The organism is Pseudoalteromonas sp. SG41-2, assembly GCF_014164535.1.
GTDB classification, from domain to species: Bacteria; Pseudomonadota; Gammaproteobacteria; order Enterobacterales; family Alteromonadaceae; genus Pseudoalteromonas; species Pseudoalteromonas rhizosphaerae.
In genome coordinates this window covers 92,594-116,519 of the sequence record NZ_JACJFK010000003.1, presented here as the reverse complement: position 1 = coordinate 116,519, position 23,926 = coordinate 92,594, and the positions used below count along the sequence as shown (strand labels likewise).

The 23,926-nt window shown below is 41.5% G+C and carries 14 protein-coding genes; 13 read left to right on the top strand and 1 reads right to left on the bottom strand.

The features are described 5' to 3' along the window. Positions 1 to 109 precede the first annotated feature (109 nt). The 9 genes from rpoD to H5186_RS03285 all read left to right on the top strand — a co-directional run bounded on the left by rpoD (position 110) and on the right by H5186_RS03285 (position 11,977). A complete protein-coding gene (gene rpoD, locus H5186_RS03325; protein ID WP_145234798.1) occupies positions 110 to 1,951 on the top strand; it encodes an RNA polymerase sigma factor RpoD in 1,842 nt (613 codons plus the stop codon). Between the two features lie 68 nt (positions 1,952 to 2,019). Beyond that, the gene (prmA, locus tag H5186_RS03320; RefSeq protein ID WP_149983109.1) at positions 2,020 to 2,901 is read left to right on the top strand and encodes a 50S ribosomal protein L11 methyltransferase; all 882 of its coding nucleotides are present in this window, start codon (positions 2,020 to 2,022) and stop codon (positions 2,899 to 2,901) included. Positions 2,902 to 3,182: 281 nt separating this feature from the next. Then, positions 3,183 to 4,154 (top strand): tRNA dihydrouridine synthase DusB, encoded by a 972-nt coding sequence (dusB, locus tag H5186_RS03315; RefSeq protein WP_179959235.1) that lies wholly within the window; start codon positions 3,183 to 3,185, stop codon positions 4,152 to 4,154. A gap of 20 nt (positions 4,155 to 4,174) precedes the next feature. After that, positions 4,175 to 4,465 carry a DNA-binding transcriptional regulator Fis gene (gene fis, locus H5186_RS03310; RefSeq protein ID WP_002957804.1) on the top strand — a complete coding sequence of 97 codons (291 nt, stop codon included), beginning with the start codon at positions 4,175 to 4,177 and terminating at the stop codon, positions 4,463 to 4,465. Between the two features lie 211 nt (positions 4,466 to 4,676). After that, positions 4,677 to 6,263 carry a bifunctional phosphoribosylaminoimidazolecarboxamide formyltransferase/IMP cyclohydrolase gene (purH, locus tag H5186_RS03305; RefSeq protein WP_182717208.1) on the top strand — a complete coding sequence of 529 codons (1,587 nt, stop codon included), beginning with the start codon at positions 4,677 to 4,679 and terminating at the stop codon, positions 6,261 to 6,263. 108 nt (positions 6,264 to 6,371) lie between these two features. Further along, positions 6,372 to 7,190 carry a class I SAM-dependent methyltransferase gene (locus H5186_RS03300; protein ID WP_182717209.1) on the top strand — a complete coding sequence of 273 codons (819 nt, stop codon included), beginning with the start codon at positions 6,372 to 6,374 and terminating at the stop codon, positions 7,188 to 7,190. Between the two features lie 14 nt (positions 7,191 to 7,204). Beyond that, positions 7,205 to 8,488 carry a phosphoribosylamine--glycine ligase gene (gene purD / locus H5186_RS03295; RefSeq protein ID WP_182762204.1) on the top strand — a complete coding sequence of 428 codons (1,284 nt, stop codon included), beginning with the start codon at positions 7,205 to 7,207 and terminating at the stop codon, positions 8,486 to 8,488. A gap of 92 nt (positions 8,489 to 8,580) precedes the next feature. Further along, positions 8,581 to 11,100, top strand: a complete 2,520-nt coding sequence (locus tag H5186_RS03290; RefSeq protein WP_182794124.1) for an EAL domain-containing protein — start codon at positions 8,581 to 8,583, stop codon at positions 11,098 to 11,100. A gap of 67 nt (positions 11,101 to 11,167) precedes the next feature. Beyond that, positions 11,168 to 11,977: a DUF2797 domain-containing protein gene (locus H5186_RS03285; RefSeq protein WP_149983115.1), complete on the top strand. Its 810-nt coding sequence runs from the start codon at positions 11,168 to 11,170 to the stop codon at positions 11,975 to 11,977. On the opposite strand, the gene H5186_RS03280 is transcribed toward H5186_RS03285, so the two are convergent. After that, the gene (locus H5186_RS03280; RefSeq protein ID WP_182794123.1) at positions 11,956 to 14,472 is read right to left on the bottom strand and encodes an EAL domain-containing protein; all 2,517 of its coding nucleotides are present in this window, start codon (positions 14,470 to 14,472) and stop codon (positions 11,956 to 11,958) included. The two genes, H5186_RS03285 and H5186_RS03280, sit on opposite strands and share 22 nt — an antisense overlap. 79 nt (positions 14,473 to 14,551) lie before the next feature. On the opposite strand from H5186_RS03280, the gene H5186_RS03275 reads away from it, so the two are divergent. The 4 genes from H5186_RS03275 (at position 14,552) to H5186_RS03260 (ending at position 23,866) form a co-directional block, all read left to right on the top strand. Next, positions 14,552 to 14,848 (top strand): DUF4144 family protein, encoded by a 297-nt coding sequence (locus H5186_RS03275; protein WP_182717213.1) that lies wholly within the window; start codon positions 14,552 to 14,554, stop codon positions 14,846 to 14,848. A gap of 254 nt (positions 14,849 to 15,102) precedes the next feature. Then, a complete protein-coding gene (hemB, locus tag H5186_RS03270) occupies positions 15,103 to 16,080 on the top strand; it encodes a porphobilinogen synthase (RefSeq protein WP_149983125.1) in 978 nt (325 codons plus the stop codon). A 256-nt stretch (positions 16,081 to 16,336) separates the two neighbouring features. Then, positions 16,337 to 20,056, top strand: coding sequence for a DUF4132 domain-containing protein (locus H5186_RS03265; protein ID WP_182794122.1), 3,720 nt, complete (start codon positions 16,337 to 16,339; stop codon positions 20,054 to 20,056). 81 nt (positions 20,057 to 20,137) lie between these two features. Then, positions 20,138 to 23,866 (top strand): DUF4132 domain-containing protein, encoded by a 3,729-nt coding sequence (locus H5186_RS03260; protein WP_182794121.1) that lies wholly within the window; start codon positions 20,138 to 20,140, stop codon positions 23,864 to 23,866. The last annotated feature ends 60 nt before the right edge of the window (positions 23,867 to 23,926 follow it).

The following is a 23,926-nucleotide window of genomic DNA, read 5'->3' as shown; positions in this document are numbered from 1 at the left end:
GCTGTTATACTGTGCTATTCACTGCGTCAAATAATACTTAGCTTGGCTTAATAAATAAGCAAGCTGGCGCCTGTTGTATCAACTTATCAGAGTGGAAGAAACAATCTCTATGGATCCAACTCCTCAGTCACAATTAAAACTTCTGATTCAAAAAGGTAAAGAGCAAGGTTACTTAACTTTTGCAGAAGTTAATGATCACCTTCCACAAGATATTATCGATTCAGATCAAGTAGAAGATATCATTAGTATGATCAATGATATGGGTATCAAGGTTAGCGAAAACGCGCCTGATGCCGATGAATTGATGATGCAAGAAACAACAACAGATGAAGACGCAGCGGAAGCTGCAGCCGCTGCGCTTGCTACTGTAGATAAAGAAATCGGCCGTACAACGGATCCGGTTCGTATGTACATGCGTGAAATGGGTACTGTTGAATTGCTTACCCGTGAAGGCGAAATTGTTATCGCTAAGCGTATTGAAGAAGGGATCAACCAAGTACAAATCTCGGTTGCAGAATACCCTGAAGCAATTACATACCTACTTGAGCAATGGGATAAGTTTGAAGCAGAAGAAATGCGCTTAAGCGACATTATATCTGGTTTCTTCGATCCTAATGAAGATGCTGCGCCAATCTCTGCTACCCATATCGGTTCTGAATTAAGCGAAAAAGAACTTGATGATGAAGATGACGATGATACTGATAGCGATGATGAAGACGAAGAAGAAGTAGATACTGGCCCAGATCCTGAAGAGGCTCGTGTTCACTTTGAAAATCTTCGTGATCTTTATAATAAAGCGCGCGACACGTTTGATAGTAAAGGCCGTTCACATCCAGAATCGCAAGCTGCGATTTTTGAGATTGGTGAGCTGTTTAAAACCTTTAAACTAGTGCCGAAACAGTTTGATCGTATGGTTAACAACATGCGTGAAATGATGGACAGAGTTCGTGTTCAAGAACGTATCGTCATGAAACAAGCTGTACAAATCGCTAAGTTACCGAAGAAAACTTTTGTTAAGCACTTTGCTAATAATGAAACTGATGCTGCATGGATTGATCTTGAGATTGCTGCGAATGAAAAACATTCTGCAAAATTAGAAGAAATCAAACCAGAAATCATCCGCTGTATTAATAAACTATGTGTAATCGAAGAAAGCACAGGTTTAAGCATTGAGCGTATTAAAGACATCAACCGTCGTATGAGCATTGGTGAAGCAAAAGCGCGCCGTGCGAAAAAAGAAATGGTTGAAGCTAACTTACGTCTTGTGATCTCAATTGCGAAAAAATACACCAACCGTGGTTTACAATTTTTGGACTTAATCCAAGAAGGTAACATTGGTTTGATGAAAGCTGTTGATAAGTTTGAATATCGCCGTGGTTATAAGTTTTCAACTTATGCTACGTGGTGGATCCGTCAAGCAATCACCCGCTCTATCGCCGACCAAGCGCGTACAATCCGTATTCCGGTGCATATGATTGAAACGATTAATAAACTTAATCGTATTTCTCGTCAAATGCTGCAAGAAATGGGTCGTGAGCCAAATCCAGAAGAATTAGCAGAACGCATGATGATGCCTGAGGATAAAATCCGTAAGGTACTTAAGATTGCTAAAGAGCCAATTTCAATGGAAACGCCAATCGGTGATGATGAAGATTCGCACTTAGGTGACTTTATCGAAGATACCACTATTGATTCGCCAATCGACTCGGCAACAATGGAATCTCTTCGTGGCGCTACCAATGATGTGCTTGCTGGCTTAACAGCCCGCGAAGCTAAAGTATTGCGTATGCGTTTTGGTATCGATATGAATACCGACCATACCCTAGAAGAAGTAGGTAAGCAGTTTGACGTAACGCGTGAGCGTATTCGTCAAATCGAAGCGAAGGCACTACGTAAATTACGCCACCCTTCACGCTCTGACTTATTGAAAAGCTTCTTAGATGCTAAGTAATTAGCAAATACAGATTTAAATTTAAAAGGCCGCTGTAGCGGCCTTTTTTCTATTTACAGGAAATAATTATGGCTTGGATCCAAATCCGTATCAATGCTAATGCTGCAACCGCAGATGCAGTAAGTGATCTATTAATGGAGGCAGGTAGTGCGTCTGTTACCTTTATTGATGCTAAAGACACCCCTATTTACGAACCAAAAATCGGCACTGTGGTGTTTTGGGCTGACACGACTGTAATTGGTTTATTCGAAGCTAACCACGATATGAATGCGGTGATAGCTCTATTACAGCGCCATGATGAGTTAAAAGACACCTTAGTGTACAAAATAGAGCAACTTGAAGACAAAGACTGGGAACGTGAATGGATGGATAACTTCCACCCAATTCAGTTTGGTGAAAAACTATGGATCTGCCCAAGCTGGCGTGATATTCCCGATCCTGATGCCGTCAATGTACTGCTTGACCCTGGCCTTGCTTTTGGCACTGGCACTCATGCTACCACCGCTTTGTGCTTAAAATGGCTTGAAAGCCAAGATTTGACCGGTAAAACTGTGGTCGACTTTGGTTGTGGCTCTGGAATTCTAGGTATCGCAGCTATCAAACTTGGCGCTGAGCGCATGATCGGCATCGATATCGATCCTCAAGCCCTTGAAGCAAGCTTAGATAACGCACAGCGTAACGGCGTTGCCGATAAACTCGAAGTATACCTGCCAGAAAATCAGCCTGAGTTTAGCGCCGATATCGTGGTGGCCAATATTTTAGCTGCGCCACTGCGTGAATTACACAGTGTGATATTAGGCTTGTTAAAACCAGGTGGTAAAATTGCCATGTCGGGAATTTTAGAAGAACAAGCGCAGTCGGTAGCAGATGTTTATGCCCCTTTTTTAGCGCTTGATGATATCGCTGTTGAAGGTGAATGGACACGAGTAAGTGGCATAAAAAAAGCTTAACTTACTGGGATCGGCAATTTAGAGTATTAACGTAAAACCTTCAGGTAAAGCCTGTAATTAACAGGCTTTACCTATTATTTACACGCCAAAAAACAGAATGATTTCTTACCACAAATTACTTCTGTATAAAATTCACACAAATAAAGCCATTCGTCAAACTGTTATCAAATGTCAATACGCAAAAGTCAAAAAAAAGTCACTTTTGTTCAATTTATAGCCTTTGATTTTTGCAAAAAAAACCGTAAACTTAGCGCCCCTTGAAAAGAGGCCTATTGAATACAGTGCGTATCGGAACATATCAATTAGAGAACAATGTAATTGTGGCGCCAATGGCGGGAATTACTGATAGACCATTTAGACAACTTTGTCGCCGCTTAGGTGCGGGGCTAGCTGTGTCTGAAATGCTATCGTCAAATCCTTTGGTATGGAAAACCGAGAAATCGATGAACCGTATGGATCATAGTGGTGAATCGGGAATACGTGCGGTGCAAATCGCAGGAGCTGATCCCGAGCTTATGGCTCAGGCTGCACAATTCAATGTAACTAATGGTGCACAGATCATAGATATAAATATGGGGTGCCCAGCAAAGAAAGTGAACAAGAAACTCGCAGGCTCAGCCCTATTACAGTTTCCTGATTTAGTGGAAGAGATTATTGATGCAGTGGTTAGCGCTGTTGATGTACCTGTAACACTAAAAATCCGTACAGGATGGGATCAGGACAACCGTAACGGTGTCGAGATTGCGAGAATAGCTGAACGTTATGGCATAGCTTCATTGGCCGTACATGGGCGTACACGCGCATGTATGTACAAAGGTGAAGCTGAATACGCCACTATTAGGGATATTAAACGTTCAGTGTCGATACCTGTCGTTGCAAATGGAGATATAACGTCTCCTGAAAAAGCAAAACAGGTTTTGGACTATACGGGTGCAGATGCCATTATGATTGGTCGAGCCGCCCAAGGTCGCCCTTGGATTTTTAGGGAGATAGACCACTATTTGCGAACCGGTGAACATTTACCTGTGCCTCCAATTGAGGAAGTACGTGGTATTTTGATGGAACACTTAGTGAACCTTCATGCGTTTTACGGCGAACCAATGGGAGCGCGCATCGCTCGCAAACATGTATCTTGGTATTTGCAAACCCATGACAGTGACGGTCAGTTTAGGCGAGTATTTAATGCTCTCGATAATCCACAGGCACAAATCGAGACATTAGAGCAATACTTTAAAACACTAGCAGCTAACTAAGAAAGAAAGAGATATAAACAATGTTCGAACAAAACGTGACTTCTCCATTTATCACTAACCCTCATGTTCAGTCACACGAGAAACCGCAGCCATTACGCGATGCAGTGAAGAAAGCTGTTCATCACTATTTAAAACAGCTTAACGGTCAAGATGTGCAAGACGTTTACGACCTTGTTCTTTCAGAGCTAGAAGCACCATTACTTGAAGAAGTAATGACTTACACACGTGGCAACCAAACACGTGCGGCAATCTTACTAGGTATCAACCGCGGTACTTTACGTAAGAAACTAAAGAAATACGGCATGAACTAATACCGTGTTGTGATTTATCACAACATTCGTTTGAAAAAGCACCTTCGGGTGCTTTTTTTATATCTTTAAAAATCCTCAAAAAAGCGTCTAATTGCAAAATCCTCACTCTGTATACCCAAATGACTTGTGTATAAATATCGTTTTTTAAGCGATATTCAGTTAAAATAGCGCCTTTCTAAGCTAGCTCAAACACTGAGGTAATCAAACTACAATGGATACACATCGTCCAATTCGTCGCGCACTACTAAGTGTGTCAGATAAAACCGGTATTGTTGAATTTGCTCGCGCTCTTGAATCACAAGGCGTAGACATCTTATCAACTGGCGGTACTTGTAAATTACTTGCTGATAACGGCATTAAAGTCACTGAAGTATCTGACCACACAGGTCACCCTGAGATCATGGATGGTCGCGTAAAAACTCTTCACCCAAAAATTCATGGCGGCATTTTAGCGCGTCGTGGTCAAGATGAAGATGTAATGGACGCTCATAACATCTCAGCTATCGATATCGTTGTAGTTAACTTATACCCCTTTGCGAATACAGTCGCTCAAGAAAACTGCAGCCTTGAAGATGCCATTGAGAACATTGATATCGGCGGCCCAACGATGGTGCGTGCTGCGGCCAAAAACCACAAAGACGTGACTATTGTAGTAAACGCCAAAGATTACGACCGCGTGATCAGCGAAATGCAAAGCAACAATGGTTCAACTACATACAAAACACGTTTTGATCTTGCCATTGCAGCTTACGAGCACACCGCGCAGTACGATGGCATGATTGCTAACTACTTCGGTAAGATGGTTGCTGATTACACTGATGAAGCAGCTGAGGAAACTAAATTCCCACGCACTATCAATATGCAGTTTACTAAAAAACAAGACATGCGCTACGGTGAAAATTCACACCAAGATGCGGCTTTTTATGTTGAAAACGACGTTCAAGAAGCGTCTGTTGCAACTGCCATACAACTGCAAGGTAAAGCACTTTCTTTCAATAATATTGCTGATACAGATGCAGCTCTTGAATGTGTGAAAGAATTTGATGTACCAGCCTGTGTTATTGTTAAACATGCTAATCCTTGTGGCGTTTCAATCGGTGACAACATCCTTGAAGCCTATGATCGCGCATTCAAAACCGATCCTACGTCAGCATTTGGTGGCATCATCGCCTTTAACCAAGAGCTTGATGCTGATACCGCTGAAGCGATTGTGTCACGTCAATTCGTTGAAGTGATCATTGCACCTAAAGTATCAGAAGCTGCTGCACAAATTATTTCGGCTAAGCAAAATGTACGCTTACTAGAGTGTGGCCAATGGTCAGGCAAAGCGACAGGTCATGACATCAAACGCGTTAATGGCGGTGTACTCATCCAAGACCGTGATTTAGGTATGGTAACGCAAGGCGACTTAACGGTTGTGTCTAAGCGCCAGCCTACTGAGCAAGAACTTAAAGACTTATTATTCTGCTGGAAAGTGGCTAAATTTGTTAAATCAAACGCCATTGTTTATGCCCGTGACGGTATGACCATTGGTGTAGGCGCAGGCCAAATGAGCCGCGTTTACTCAGCTAAAATTGCCGGAATTAAAGCCGCTGATGAAAACCTTGAAGTTAAAGGTTCAGTAATGGCATCTGATGCGTTCTTCCCATTCCGTGATGGTATTGATGCAGCTGCAGAGGCTGGTATTACTGCGGTAATCCAACCAGGTGGTTCAATGCGCGATGAAGAAGTTATCGCTGCCGCTGACGAAGCTGGTATGGCAATGGTGTTTACTGGCATGCGTCACTTCCGCCATTAATCACACAAAGAGCTAACTGCATCAGTTAGCTCTTTTTGTTTGCTACAAATTCACGTATTCTGCTTATTCTATAACCTATTCTAAAAATATAATGTGAAGGAACAGACGATGAAATTTGCACTAAAATCTCTACTTGTTGCCACCCTTGCGATGACATCAACTATGGCTATTAGCCATGAGCATGGCCATGATTCAGCATTAAATAATGCAGTTAAATCAAGCGAGCGCAGCAGTGATCGCGATCAATACCGCCACCCTGTCGAAACATTAGAGTTTTTTGGTTTTAAACCAACTATGACTGTTGTTGAGATTGCGCCTGGCGGCGGCTGGTACAGTGAAATTTTAGCGCCAGCACTGAAAGAGCAAGGCACTTATTATGCCGCGCATTTCCCTGCTGACTCATCGGTGGGTTATTACCAACGAGCTCTAGCTGGCTTTAAAAAGAAAATTGCTGAAGATGAGCGATTCAATAAAGTAAAGCTGACTGAATTCGCCCCTTCAACACATTTAGACATTGCCCCGGCGAGCAGCGCAGACATGGTGTTAACCTTCCGCAATGTACATAATTGGTATATGAGCAAAGATAAAGACGCCGCAGCTAATGCATTTAAGTCTTTTTACAAAGCACTTAAACCAGGTGGTACTTTAGGTGTGGTTGAGCATCGCCTACCTGAAGCGCAAGCTGATGAAATGCAAAAGTCATCAGGTTATATGAAGCAAAGCGTGGTAATCGAACTTGCTAAACAAGCAGGCTTTGAACTTGCAGCAAGCAGTGACATAAATGCAAACTCACTTGATACAGCCGATCACCCACAGGGTGTATGGACCCTTCCACCAAGCCTTAAACTTGGCGAGCAAGATGCCGCTAAATATAAAGCTATTGGTGAAAGCGACCGCATGACGCTGAAATTTAAAAAACCGCTTTAAATAGGATATTCGCCATGAATGTATTAGTCATTGGCAGCGGCGGCCGCGAACACGCACTTGCGTTCAAAGCCGCTCAAAATACAAAAGTAAACACTGTTTATGTTGCACCAGGTAATGCCGGTACAGCGCTTGAACCCAAGCTTGAGAATGTTGCCATTAACGTTGAAGATCTCGATGGCCTACTTAGCTTTGCACAAAACAATAATGTTGAGCTAACCATTGTTGGACCTGAAGTACCATTAGTACTTGGCGTGGTAGATAAATTCCGTGAACACGGTTTAGCTATCTTTGGCCCAACAGCAGGCGCTGCGCAACTAGAAGGCTCTAAGTCATTCACTAAAGACTTTTTAGCCCGTCATGCTATCCCAACTGCGGATTATCAAACGTTTGAACAAATCGCCCCTGCGCTTGCTTATTTAAAAGAAAAAGGCGCGCCGATTGTAATCAAAGCTGATGGTCTTGCCGCAGGTAAAGGCGTCATTGTTGCCATGACTGAAGTTGAGGCTGAAGATGCTATTCGCGATATGCTAGCCGGTAACGCTTTTGGTGAAGCTGGCAGCCGCGTGGTAATCGAAGAGTTCTTAGAAGGTGAAGAAGCCTCATTTATCGTGATGGTTGATGGTAAAAACGTATTACCTTTTGCTACCAGCCAAGACCACAAACGCGCTTATAATGGCGATCAAGGTCCGAACACTGGCGGTATGGGGGCATACTCACCAGCGCCAGTGGTAACCGATGAAATTCATCAGCGCATTATGAACGAAGTGATCTACCCAACAGTAGAAGGTATGGCAAGCGAAGGCCATCCTTACACTGGCTTCCTCTATGCTGGTTTGATGATCGATGACTCTGGGACCCCTAAAGTAATCGAATACAATTGCCGTTTTGGTGATCCTGAAACACAACCTATGATGCTTCGTTTACAGTCTGACTTAGTTGAACTGATTGAAGCAGCTAATCGTGTTGAACTTGATAAAACGACGATTGAGTTTGACTCACGCGCAGCAGTGGGTGTGGTACTTGCAGCTAAAGGCTACCCTGATAACTACCCAAAAGGTGATGCAATCAGTGGCTTGAAAGTAACCTACCCAGAAGGCGAAAAAGTCTTCCATGCGGGTACTAAGCAAGACGGCGATAACGTAGTGACTGCCGGTGGCCGAGTATTATGTGCAACGGCGCTAGGTAACACAGTTACCGAAGCGCAGCAACGTGCCTACCAACTAGTTGATGAAATTAGCTGGCAAGGTATGGAATACCGTACAGATATTGCTTATCGCGCTATTGCTCGCGAAAAATAGGTCTAACCAGCAGCTATTAATAATAAGCGCAGTTTATCTGCGCTTTTTTAGTGCTACACTAAAACCGTGATGTATTACATATAAGTAGCACCTTGGAACAACAGCCATTTAAATACCATATTATTGCATTGTTTATTTTGAGCATACTATTGTTCATCGTATATACGTTTGCGAATCATTTAGCCACCCCTACTCGCTATACAATCAATAAAACAGCTGCGGTTTATTTAGCGCAAAGCTATCGCATAGATCCATCAAAATCATTAACACTTACAGCATTTTTAGACGAATCTAATTCACGTATTGCAGAGCCCTTTGACACCATTCCATGGGGGCTAAAATCTCAAAACTATTGGCTGCTGATGAAGTTAGACAATAGGACAGCAGTATCAAAAGAGCTTTACGCCCACTTTGATAATCCGATGATTGATTATTTGACTGTTTATCAACTCGATAACCAAGGCCAGTTAATTAACACCTTTAATTTAGGCGATCGGCAAACAGGATTAAGCTTATTTGAATACAGTGTACCGCATATAGAATTTACTGTTGCCGCACAAAACCAGAGTTTTTTGGTCATAAAAATAGACACTACAGGGATCAGTAAAACCCCAATTAACTTATATGGCGAGGCTGAATTTAAAGATTTACTCCGTGCACAAACCGCTATCTGGGGCATTTTTGTTGGCGTACTAATCATGGCGGCTTTATATAATTTAGTACTGTATTTTGGTATTCGTGATCGGGTTTATCTTATTTATATTGGCTACATACTGTCAGCGTTGATCCTAATGGGCTCGGTATTAGGCTTTGGTTTTTACTTATGGCCAGTATCCTTACAAAAGCTTTTTAACCTCCATATAGTGGTAAGTAATTACGCCATCGCATTTTTTACGCTGTCATTTTGTACTATGTTTTTACGTTATCATAAAGATAAATGCTGGCGCTATAAACTAAGCCTAATACTATTGGGCTTAATGTTCGTTTTAGGGTTCGCCAGCTTTTTCATTGTTGAATATATTTCTTCGCAAATATTTTTTGCTGTGTTGGTATTACTCTATATTGTTTGTATTATTTTAATTTACAACAAACTACTTAGCGGCTTTCGTTGGGCTAAGTTTTATATGATCTCGTGGATCCCACTGATCATTGGCGCTGCAATCCAACCTTTAGAACTAACAGGCGTATTAGAATATAGCTTCACCACCCGCCATGCTTTTTTGGTTGCGATTCTTTGTGAAGTCATCTTAATGGCTATGGCGCTTGCCGATAGAGTGCGCTATCAACGAGAAAAGGCGTTGTACCACGCCACTCATACAGAACAAACCAAGTTATTAAACAGTGCTATGCTAAAACAAGCCTATATGACTTTACAGCTCAATCAGCGCACAGCAAGCTTATGCTTAATTAGAATTACTGATTTTAATTCTCTCAGTCATATTTTAAATCAAACTCAAAGCTGTCAGCTCGTTGTTGCTATAGCTAAATCTCTTGAGCTGCAACTGAGTAAAGAGCGCGAGTTTATCAATTTAGATAGCAATTTAGATACCTATCCGCGGATTGCCGATTTGAGCAACGGTGTGCTAGCATTCATTTCAATTAAAACTCAAAGTGCGCAATCACTGCATGATAAATTAACCAAAATCCGCAAAAGCTTACCGAAGCATCATCCAGTGCAAGGGTTTGATTTACAGTTAAACTACGCAATGGGTTATTGTATCCTAGATGGTGAAAGTGGCTTTGATACATGGTTGCAAAATGGCTATTTTTCATTAACCGAAGCGCCACAAACAAGCTATCCAAATAATCACTCAAAAGTAATGCCTGTCACTATGAACATTAGCTTAGCGGCTGCATTCCAAAATGCCTTAAAAAATAACCAGTTAACTATTTATCATCAGCCACAAATAGATTTACGCAGCGGCCAAACGATTGGCAGTGAAGCCTTATTGCGCTGGCCTAATGCTCCTTATGAACAAATCAATATTGAAGCTTTAATTCTATTAGCTGAACGTACTGGTCTTATCAATGAACTTACATTATGGGTGCTCGATCAGGCTTGCCAAGATATCGCTAAGTTTAATCACGCAGGTTTTTTTAAGCATAAAGTAAGCGTTAATTTAAGTGCTAAAAACTTAATGATCCATAATTTAATTGAGAAAATTGAAAACACTTTACTCAAACATAACGTTCCTGCTAAACAACTTAAATTTGAACTTACTGAGTCAGCTTTAATTGCAAACCAACAGCAAATGATTAGCTTAGTTGAACAATTAACCCGCCTTGGTATTGAAGTGATTTTAGATGATTTTGGCACTGGCTATTCGTCACTAAATTGTTTTGTTAGCTACAACTTTTCAACCTTAAAAGTAGATAAATCATTTATTATAGGTCTCCCTACTCACAGTGCTAATCGAGTAATTGTTAAGGCTGCGATAGAAATGGCGCATAGTTTGGGTTTAAAAGTTACCGTCGAGGGAGTTGAAGATGTCACAACACAACAACTTTTAAAGGCCATGGGGGCAGACTACGGGCAAGGCTACTATTACTCCAAAGCCATCGCTGTGGATGACTATTTGCTGTGGTTAGCTGAAAATAAACAAGCTAATTAAGTAAAATTGCCACATGTTTAAGGATTACTGATAGAATCCTCTTTTTCACATCTTTAGGGGCGTAAAGATGCAAGGCACTATCAAAAAATTAAAATCATCGCTAACACAACCGATTCAGTATCATTTGCCTGTGGGTGATGAGTTGGTCGATCTTAATGCCTATATTGGCAAGCAACTTACACTGACTTTTAATGGCGCTATTGTATGTTCTAGCTGCGGTAAAAAAACCAAAAAAAGTTACTCGCAAGGTCATTGTTTTGTATGTATGCGTAAGCTTGCTAGCTGCGATATGTGCATTATGAAACCTGAAACATGTCACTTTGACCAAGGTACTTGTCGTGAGCCACAGTGGGGCGAAGAAAACTGTATGATCCCACATTATGTCTATCTTGCGAACACGTCAGGGCTGAAAGTGGGGATCACCCGTCATACACAAATTCCAACCCGCTGGATTGACCAAGGTGCAACGCAAGCACTGCCAATATTCAAAGTACAAACGCGCTTACAATCAGGATTAGTTGAAGTTGCCTTAGCACAATTTATTGCCGATAAAACCAATTGGCGTAATATGCTCAAAGGACAAAGCGATGTCCTTGATTTAAAAGCTGCTGCGGCAGAACTTATTCCACAAATTGCCGATAAACTAAATGAACTTGCAGAGCTCTTTGGTGCTACAGCGATAGAACAACTTGATGAAGAAGTGGTTGAATTAGAGTTTCCAGTTACTACCTACCCAACCAAAATCAGTTCATTTAATTTTGATAAAGAACCGGTCGTCAGTGGTATTTTAAACGGTATTAAAGGCCAGTACTTGATCTTTGATACTGGCGTTATCAACATTCGTAAATTTACTTCTTACGATATCACCGTAGGTTGATTTTGCAGCTGATAAAATTCAAACCATTGCCGCTGCGCTAACGGGCGGCAATAGTAATAGCCTTGGATCACATCGCAGCCTAAATCCAATAAGTAACTATACTGGGCAAGCTTTTCAACCCCTTCAGCGATAACTTGTAAATTAAGACTATTCGCCATTGCCACTATCGCGGCAACAATCTCACTATTACCGTATTCATCGGGTACTTTAGCAATAAAGCTGGCATCTATCTTTAATGTATCTATGGGTAATTTTGTAAGGTAACTCAGTGCCGAATAGCCGGTACCAAAGTCATCTAGCGCAATCTGTATGCCCATTTTTTTAAGTTGCCACAACTCTCTTTTCGCCTGACTAAACGAGCTAATAAAACTACTTTCAGTTAACTCTATTTCAAGACAATTTCCCGATAAATTATAGCGCTGGAGCATTTTTTCAACGTTACTTGATAAACTTCCCTGACTAAGATGGCAAGCTGAGATATTAATTGCCAACCGACCAGCCGTTATTCCTTGTTGTTGCCATAATGCCAATTGCATGCCTGCATTATTGAGCACCCAGAGATCCAGCTTTACAATTAGACCGAGTTCTTCCGCCAATGGAATAAACTGTGCAGGCGATATTATGCCAAGCGCGGGATCTTGCCAACGTAAGAGTGCTTCAACACCTTTGATAGCTTTACTTCTTAAACACTGTTTAGGCTGAAAATATAGTTCAAATTCATCATTTTCGAGCGCATATTGAAACCGGCTCATCATCGCCAAGCGCTCTAAAGAGCGTGCATTCATCGATGCTTTAAATAACTGAAATGAGTTTCTACCCACTTCTTTAGAGCGATACATGGCAATATCAGCATGTTTTAGTAAAGTTTCACTATCGAGACCATCATCAGGATAGACCGCTGCACCGATTGATGCTGTCGCGCCTACCTCAAGCCCTTCGAGCTGAAAAGGAGTGTTTAAGTTATTTAAAATTTGATCGGCTAAACTAATCACAGCGCTAATGTCTTCAATCTCGCACAGCACCACAAATTCGTCGCCACCTAAACGTGCTAAAGTATCACCTTCACATAATACGTTTTGCAGCCGTATTGCCACCATTTTTAATAACTCATCCCCAGCGCTATGCCCTAAGCTATCATTGATTTCCTTAAACCGATCTAGGTCAATAAACATCACTGCTAACATGTCATTATTACGATGTGCAGCAGCTAATGCCATAGTTAACCTGTCATTAAATAAGCGCCTATTAGGCAAGCCAGTTAGCTCATCAAAATAAGCTAACTGAACGATTTTGTCTTCTGCAGTTTTACGTTCAGTGATATCGCTAAAAATCGCCGCATACACTAGCTCATCATCATTTGGCTCGCGGATAGCAATAATAGTTAGCCATTCAACATACAAATCACCATTTTTTTTACGATTGCATATTTCCCCTTGCCACACACCAGTTTGGGTAATGGATTGCCACATTTTTACGTAGAAATTTTTACCGTGCTTTCCGGAGCTTAGAATTCTAGGGTGTTTGCCGACCACTTCATATTCTTGATAGCCAGTAAGGGCGGTAAAAGCAGGATTAACTTGCATGATCACACCATCTTGTTGGGTGATCATAATGCCATCAAGTGACGCATCAATTATTTTATTCGCGAGATACAAATTACGCTGTGAATGCTGAAGATCCATATCACGTTGTTCAAGTACTTTTTCAAGATCACTGCAATAAGCGCTTTCTATTTCATTAACAAGATGCTCAATGGCGAGCACCCCTTTAATCTCCAAATCGTCACTGACCACTAAATGGCGTACATTGTTAGTAGACATTAACCGATATGCATCGAATAAACTGCTTTTTGAGCTTACCCGATACAAGGGCCGACTTGCAAAACTCCAACATGACGCATTACTATCGGGTTCGACGATCAAATGCAGTAAATCTCGCTGGGTGATAATGCCATGTTCGTCTTGCTGCTGGTTATACACTAAAATAACTTGGGCGGTTCGCTCGCGCATCATTTCAACGCCTTCACTGAGCGTCAAATAACTAGGTACCACTAACACATCTTTATGATATTGCTCTTTGATTGGTCTAAATTGTAAATAGTGATCAAGCCCTTGATTACGTACAATATCACTAATACTAATAACGCCGCATGGTAGCTCATCATCATCCACAACTAATAAATGACGAACACTGTGTTGATAAAAAATAAGCGCGGCATCACACAGTAATTGCTGACAGGAGATTTTCAATACCGGGCTACTCATTACGCTTTGAATTTCAATATGTTTAAGGTTGCTGTCAGTAAAATCTAGTTTAATGCAATCTGCTTCAGTCCAAATACCAACGATTTCTTGCCGTTTTTTTATAAAAATTGCACTTATATTATGAACCTGCATCAACCGTACAGCATCAACTAAAGAGGTATCGGTGGAACAACATACTAATTTCCTTGAAAAGATATCTGATACCTGTTGAGGGTGGCGAGTTTGTTTCATAATATTCGTCCTTAGTATAATACGAACTATAATTATATTATTATATTGCTCGCGCTATTTGATACAGGACAATAAATACATGCATACTTACTTCCCTTACTTGATATGTAGTGACAACGAGCTAGAAATTATTAATGAACAACGGGATTTAAATGACTATCTACACAGTTTAACCGCTGAACAACAGCAACACTGTGTGATATTGAATAAACAAGGCGAATATTTTGATTTAGCATTTAACCTTGCAACACCGCTGACTAACATAGAGTTAGCTCGCAGAGTAACGCAGCACTTAGCACAAGAAGGACACTGCTGCTTAACTAAAATAACCAGCCTAACAGCTTCCCAAGCATTTGATCTATTAGGAATAAAATAGCACGTTTAGTTGCATCAGCCGTTTTATCCATGAGTTTAGTCGCCTGTGGTGGCAGCGATAACAATAAAGAACAGCAAACCCCACCAGCGACTTCTACACCGGTAACCTAGTAATTACAGTTTATTTATTACAAATAAAGAAAAAGCTTACTATCATGAACACGCCTTTAATATTGATTTAACGCATATCGTTTACAGTGATAAAAATGATATTATAAACATCTCGTTATACTCAGCTCAGTAAGGCATATAGCAATGAGTACACCTAATTTATCAAGACGCATGCGCAGGCTTCGCCACAGTGACGCAATGCGACAGTTAGTACGCGAATTTGATTTTAATATTGGCGATCTTATCCATCCTATTTTTATCGAAGAGTCGTTAACTGAAAGTCTAGAAATATCCACTATGCCTGGTATACAGCGCATTCCTGAACATGCATTAGCCCAAGAAATTACTGAACTGCATAGATTAGGAATTCAGTATGTTATGCCTTTTGGCATATCGCATCATAAAGACAGTGTTGGCAGTGATACATGGCACGATGATGGTTTACTGGCACGTATGATTAAAACAATCAAACAAACATGCCCCGAGATGATGGTAATACCCGACATTTGTTTTTGTGAATATACAGATCATGGACACTGTGGCGTTGTTGAAGATAATCAAGTTTGTAACGACGAAACTGTTGCTAATCTTGTAAAGCAGAGTGTGTGCGCAGCAAAAGCAGGTGCCGATATGCTAGCCCCATCTGCGATGATGGATGGTCAAGTTAAAGCTATTCGAGCAGGCCTTGATAATGCAGGGTTTGAACATGTTGCCATTTTAGCTCACGCCATTAAATTTGCTTCATCTTTCTATGGTCCATTTAGAGCTGCTGTTGATTGTGAATTAAGCGGTGATCGCAAAGGCTATCAAATGGATTACGCAAATATTCGTCAAGCGCTTCAAGAAGCCCTTCTTGATGAACAAGAAGGCGCTGATATTCTAATGGTGAAACCAGGCACGCCCTATCTTGATGTCCTTAGCAGCTTGAGAGAGAAAACAAACTTACCTTTAGCTGCCTACCAAGTTGGTGGTGAGTATGCCGCTATTAAATTTGCAGCATTAGCAGGTGCCCTTGATGAAAAAAAAGTGGTATTTGAAACACTGACCGGCTTCAAACGTGCAGGCGCTGATTTAATAGTGAGTTATTATACAAAACAAGTTGCACAGTGGTTAAAAGAATAACCGTTGTCACTTTTTGGGCATGTAACATTTTAGAACACGCTAACCCTATATTGGCTTAGTTTAAACCTACGTAAATATCTTAACGTGTTACATGCGCAAAAATTAAAAAACAAAACTTGATCTCGTAAATCATAATTTGTCTTGTTTTATAGAGTGGGGATAAGTAATGTTTGCTGTGTTTTTACAAATATTGCTCATAGATAACCGATAAAAAGAGTCAATAATCACCACAACTTTGAATAATCAAGGAAGTACTATGTTCAAAAAATTTACTAGTAAGCTTTTCGGTGAAGATAAACAAATAACCATCAAAGATTTATTAATAGTTGCTTGCCAAGGCTATAACCATACGCAAACAGGCTTAGCCGCTAAGGTTGCTCATTACTTAGTAACAGGAGAAGGAGCTGATTGTCTTAACATATTAAATCAACTACCTAATTCGCGCCATTCGCAACTGCCAGGCCACTACTCGGTAAATAATAATGGCGAGTATGATAGACGCTCTTTAGTAGCCATGCAGCATGTTTTAAAGTCAGCTACAGGCCATCAAAACGACTTTTTACATCGTTTAGGTTTAGTAACAGAGGCGATTGCAAAGCATCACTATTTAAATCATATGGAGTCTAAACTAACAGGCTGGTTTGCCTTCTTACTGTTTTATTTTAACCAACACACTGATTTTGAATATGACACCAAGGCAACTCAATTCCCTAGTCGTGATGAACTGCTTACGCTGCTAGAAACGTATGACCAACCGCTGTGGTATATTGATGCCTATATTCTTGAGCGCTCCTATGCACAAAGAGGCTTTATCTATCCAGATCATTTGCTAGCTAATAGTGATTGGATAACGATTTGTTCAACACCTGAAAAATGCCAACAACTACAAAAAATCGACGCCAGCGGTCGTAATACGCTTTGCCAGTTTCTACTTAAGCAGCCGGTAATTCCAACTTCGTTATTACCGTTTTTAGCACAGCTTAGCGCTGATAAGTCCAATCAAGTACGTCTGTCAGCGAACAGTGTGATCCGTAAAATCGATGATGCACAATGCCTTGAGTTTTTCTCTGAACATTATGAAAAGGCTAATGCAAGCACACGAACTCACTGGATAAGCAGTGTGGTTGAGTGTAGTAATGCATTAACATTACTTGAAACATGGCAAGCCACTGAAAAAACAGCATCAGTACACACTAAACTTACACTCGCCATTGAGCAATATCAGTTAAAGCAGCAAAGCGACAACTTTGATTGGCAGTTGCCTGCATACACAAACGTGAACTTTCACGGTGATTTCCCAGCGCATTGGGTTGAAGACTGTATGCAAAGCTTAGAAAAGCTAATTGCGCGTTCTGAACGATATATAAAAAACAGCAAGCCCGAAGCACCCGGCAGCTACTGGGCAAAGGCGATAGAGCGTGAAAAAGAAGAGCTTGCGGTATATAAAACGATCACTAAAGATGATGTTGTTCAAGCTTTAAACGCTCTAGAACAAGGTCAAAAGCTTGGTAATGACATCTTTTATGACATTATCGATGAAGCTAAGTTACTCAAACAGCCAAACATTGCAATAGCACATTTTTTTCAACTGCAGAAAATTGGCAGATGGCACATTAATAATCTGTTAAATGCAGCCAATACGAGCAAATTACTGCAAGAGAATCTTAGCGATGTTCGCCAATTACTGCCATTACTAGCAGAATTTAATTTTAGCGTTTGTGACTTAACGAACATACTTGTAAGTTCCCATGGTGAAGAGTTGGGTACTCGCCCATTGGCGTTAGAATCAATTGATGTGTGGCCCTTATTCGCCGAGTACCCAGAAACAATAGATTACGCACTTGATGGCCTATACACAAAGCTCATCCAGCAAGGAGATGACACAAAGCCAACGATTATCGATCGCCTCGACTCCAAGGATAACTATGATAACTATATGGTTATCAACCAGACGCTGGCTTTATTAGCTGATTTTCCTAAACTTCCTCCCCATTGGTTACAACGCATCTATCAATTAGCGTTTGATAGTCGAAAATCAGTGCGCTTCACGGCACAAGCGACCGCACAAAAGCATGGCATCGTTGTTGAGCGAGTCAGCAAAGAATTACTATCAAGCGGCAATGATACTCGCAGTATTGCTGCAAAATGGCTGCAAACACTGGCGCTCAGTGATGCCCAACCAGCACTACAACAAGCAATTAGAAAAGAAAAAGATACCGCAATTCGTGCGCAAATGTTAGATGCCTTGCAGCAATGTGGCGGTGATATTAGTGAATTTACCTCACCAACCGCATTGGCTGAAGAAGCAGCTGCAGGGCTTCAAAAAGCAGTGCCTAAAAATATGCTTTGGCTGCAACGAGATAGGCTACCTAGCTGTAAATTTGTTAATGGTGAAGCAGTCGACACTGATATTATTTATTGGTGGTGTGTGCTCGCCGTTAAACTAAAACAGCCTGAAGGCAGTAACTTGCTACATTTGTATTTATCACTGCTTGATGATAATAGCCAAGCACAACTCGCTCACTGTTTATTATCAGCATTTATCTCCCAAGATACACTTTGCCCCACCGAGCAACAAGCGCATGAATACGCCCAAGCTCATAAGCAGCAAGAATTTGATATGTATCAACGTTGGGCTCAAAGTGAATGGGGGAAACAGTACAAAACGCATACTTTGGAAGATGCATATAATGCGTGTTACAAACAGAAAAAGTCAGAGCTATTAGGTAGTGCTATTAAAGAAAAAGGTTTGCTCGCCTTAATTATTGGCGGTAAACCGAATGAGCTTTTAGCCCTACTACAACCCTACATGAAGCAGTATTATGTACGTCGAGCGCAGATTGAAGCAATATTGAGTGCTATCGCCAATATTAATGATCCGATAATTATTCAATTTATGCTGTCGTTATCGCGACGTTACCGCACCAAATCAATACAAGAGTTAGCACGTCAGTTAGTTGATAAAATTGCCCAGCGAAACGGCTGGACGACCGATGAACTAGGCGATCGCACTATTCAAACTGCAGGCTTTGAAAACACGCAAGGGCCAACACCTTTTAATTTAGGTCTGCGTACATTGCAACTCCAGCTAAGCGATGATCTTAAATTTCAATTACTCAACGAAGAAGGCAAGGTGCTTAAGTCACTGCCGCAAGCGCGTAAAGATGATGACGATGCAGCCATCAGCGAAACTAAAAAATGGTTTAGCAGCTGTAAAAAAGAGCTAAAACAGGTAATAACGCAACAAACTAGTCGTCTATATGAGTCTATGGTTACTGAGCGTCATTGGCCTGCGAGCGACTGGCAAGAATATTTACATCAGCATCCTATCATGTTTCGTTTACTGCAACGTACGCTTTGGCAAGTACAGCTTGATGATGGTTGGCACAGTTTTCGCCCCACAGAAGATGGCGCACTCATTGATACAGAAGATGATGAAATTGAATTACCAGCCCAGGCTAGTATCCGCTTGCTAAGTGGTAATCAACTCAATAGTGAAGCAAGCCAAGCTTGGCAGGCCCACTTAAAAGATTACAAAATTAAACCGCTGTTTGAGCAACTCAAGTCGCTTGAAGTAAATATAGCTGCAGAACAGTTAGCATTGGATCATCATAAAGGCTTGATGACTGATACCTTCACACTACGCAGCTTATTGACCAAAAAAGACTACAAGCAAGGCGACCCTGAAGACGCAGGATTTTTTGATCATTACTATAAACTGTTTGATCAATTAGGACTTAGAGTTCAATTTGACTTCAGTGGTAACTGTGTCCCCGAAGAGAATGTTTCTGCAGCTATTTATAGCATCACAGTATGGCAATTTAATCCAAAAGCACGTGGCTGGAACCGCTATGATGCATTACCGCTTACTCAAGTCCCTGCTAATCTGCTTAACGCTATCGCCTTGGATTACGAAGAGGTGGCGAAAAAGTGTCATGCAGATCCACTGTGGCAGCAAAAGCTACCGTTTAATTAGCCGCTATAACAGTAAATGCTGGCCACATTAACGATGGCCAGCGTTTAGAAATCAAGATGATCTATCTAGCAAGGACGTTTTATGCTTAATACGTTAAACACGCCTCCGAACACAGACATTGCTGAGCTATTAACTCTTGCCTGTAAAGGCTATGAAATAGCAGAATCAGGTCTCGCTCATAACGTTACACATTACTTATTACATGGGGGAAATCCCCGTTGTTTAACTACTTTAGCACAGCTTCCCGATACAAAAAGTAAACAGGCACCTGGTTGCTATGACTGGGAAGCAGCAGAAGCGATGTGGCAAGTACTCATGTCTACTCAAAGCCAGCAACTGGACTTTTTGCATCGCTTAGGTTTAGTCGTTGCTTGTTTTAACGAGCCCTATTTTGATGCGTTTAGCCATGTACTTTCGAGCTTTGATAACTGGTTTGCCTATCTTCTAAACTTCCTGAACAGACAATTTAAAACGCATACAGCGTCATCTGTAGAGCAATTACCCAATCGACACACACTGCTGGAATTATTAAGAGTATATCAATTACCTAGCTGGTATATTGATGCTTTTATATTAGAGCGTAATAACAAGTATGTTCCAGCAGAGTATGCCCAATATTTACTCGCACATACCAACTGGCTAAGTGTCAGCAACAAGCCTGATTTCGACCAACAGCTACAACAACTTCATAGCGAAGGTCGTTACATTTTCTGTTGTCAACTGACAAAGTACTGTGAACTACCCAACACCTTACTACCGCTAGTAATGACATTAGCGGATGATTCCACCAACAAAGTACGTCAGGCGGCGGCGCTTGCCTTCACACGCCTTGATACAGCAATGTGGGTCAACTACCTTAAAAAACACTATCAAAGTGCTAACACCACCACCCAAGCCCATTGGATTAAGCTTATTAGCCGTTATGATGCAGCGCAACCACTTTTAACTCAATGGCTAAGTGAAACAAAAAGTAACGTGTTGCAGCAACAGATCACACAAGCACAGCATGAATATCAGCTGATACAAAAAAGTCAGTATTTTGATTGGCCACTGCCAAGCCTCCCCCCCCTTTCTATCAGCCATGATTTTCCAGAGCGTTGGCTTGATGTTTGCCAGCAAGTGTTAAGCACTGAAATAGCCAAAGCGGAACAAGAAATTGCAACGGCGCAGCAAGCACTTTTGGATTATCCGCAAAATTGTCACCAAAGGCAGCAAAGTTTGGCATCTGATCGTGACGACTTACAAGGGCTGCGCTCACTTACGCCAGAACAACTTGCCCAAGCGCTTGCGCAACTACAGCAACGCCAAATACAAACACAGCCCGGCTACGATATTATTTATAGGCTAGTTGATAATAAATACGCAGCCCAAATTATTGGCGAAGCTAAACTGATGAACCAAAGTGATGCTCAACTAGTGCACTTTTTCCTATTAGCTACTGGTTTATTTTATGGGCTTTCAACGGTACTCGAAGAGCCTCACCCTAGTAAATTGATCCAACGTGATATCAAAGATATACGCCAGTTACAGCCAGTACTGCACCCTTTTGGTATTAGCCCTAGCGATTTAACTAATTACATCCTTGATATTAGACATGAACCTAGTGGCAGCCTCCCGATAGCTTTAGAGTCATTTGAAATATGGCCGCTATTTGCACACTATCCACAAACCATGGCGCTAGCACTTGATGGCCAACTCAGCAACTCTGTATTTAATCAAGACACCGGAACATGGGCCATCGAGCCACTTCTCAATGATCGTATCGATAGCACGCGCATTACTGAACAAGCCTTGGCTTTATTAGCTGATTTTCCAGCGATACCCCCCTATTGGCTCGAACGCATATATCAACTCGCCTTTGATAATCGCAAACAAGTGCGCAAGTTAGCGCAATACGCCGTGCAGCAGCATGAATTGCTCATTGAAAAAATAACGACAGGTTTAGCATCAAGCAATAAAGAAACCCGCAGCCTCACTGCACAGTGGTTAACTCACCTGCAACACCCTGATGCGAAGCCCGCACTGCAAGACGCGATCACCACAGAAAAAGATACCACTACTCGTAACCAATTATTGGATGCGCTACAACAATGCGGCGGTGATATTAGCTATTTCATCACCCCCGCTATTTTAGCTGAAGAAGCAGCTACAGGGCTCAAAAAAGCAGCCCCTAAACATATGGCCTGGCTACAACAAGCGATGTTACCCACCTGCCACTTTCGTCATGGCGACCCTGTGGAGCCAAGCATTATCTATTGGTGGTGTGTGTTAGCCGTAAAGCTTAAACAACCCCAAGGGAGCAACCTATTAAGGTTATATTTATCACTACTCGATGATGACAGTCAGGCTCGCCTAGGCCACTTTTTATTATCAGCTTTTATAAGTCAAGATACGCTTGCCCCTTCTGATCAACAGGCGCATGACTATGCGCAAGCGAATAAGCAACGCGAGTACAACAGGTACCAAGATTTAGCGCAATATGATTGGGGCCAAGAATACGCTACACGCACATTACTCGATGCTTACAATGCATGTTACAACTTATATAAATCTCAATTGCATGGCTCGGCTATTAAAGAAAAAGGCTTACTGGCATTAATCAATGGTGGTAATCCCCAAGCGTTGCTAGCACTGATCCAGCCGTATATGAAAAAACACTATCTGCGCCGTACACAAATAGAGGCGATGATCAGCGCTCTTGCCCACATTAACGATACGGTGATTATTCAATTTATGCTGTCGATAGCCCGCCAACATCGTACCCAATCAATACAAGCGTTGGCGCGCGAGTTAGTTGGCAAAATTGCAAAGCGTAACAGCTGGACGAATGATGAATTGGCAGATCGCACCATCCAAACCGCTGGCTTAGAGCATATACAAGATCCAACACCGTTTAGCTTTGGCAATCGCGCTTTACAACTGCAACTGAGCGACTCACTTAAGCTGCAACTACTAAACGAAGAAGGCAAGGTGATTAAATCGCTGCCACAACCACGCAAAGAGGATAGCGAAGAGCAGATCAACCAAACTAAAAAATGGTTTAGTGGTTGTAAAAAAGAGCTAAAGCAAGTGATTGAACAACAACATGCCCGCCTATATGCTGCCATGATCACCGAGCGTCACTGGCCTTTAAATGAGTGGCATGAATATTTGCACCAACATCCGGTGATGTTTCGCTTACTACAACGCACCTTATGGCAAGTACAACTTGATAATGATTGGCATACCTTTCGCCCGACTGAAGATGGTAGTTTAGTCGATGTAAATGATGACGAGGTTACGCTAATATCGGGTGCAAATATTCGTTTGCTCAGTGCTAATCAGCTTGATAAAGCCGCCCTTAAAGCATGGCAGCTACACTTAAAAGATTACAAAATAAAGCCACTTTTTGAGCAGCTCAAATCCGCTGATATTAGTGTTACACCTAAGCAAATTTCATTGGAGCATCATTTGGGCCTTATGAGTGATGCTTTTACTCTGCGCGGTTTACTAACCAAACTCGGTTACCAACGCGGTGAAACAGAAGATGGGGCGTTTTTTAATTACTACGAAAAATCATTTGAGCAGGTAGGACTTCGCATTCAATTTGAGTTTAGTGGTAACTATTTACCAGAGGAAAATGAACCCGTTGCCATTTATGGCTGCAAAATATTGCAGCAAATTCAAGGTTCTAGCACGCGTAATCGCTATAAAACGATACCACTTGCGCAAGCGCCAGCAAATCTACTCAACGCTATCGCACTGGATTATCAACATGTTGCAAAAAAATGCCATGCAGATCCTAATTGGCTATCAAAACTACCGTGGTAATAAAGTTATTTATACTTCGTTGTTTGCCCTGACTCCGGTAAAGAACGCTATATACAGTCA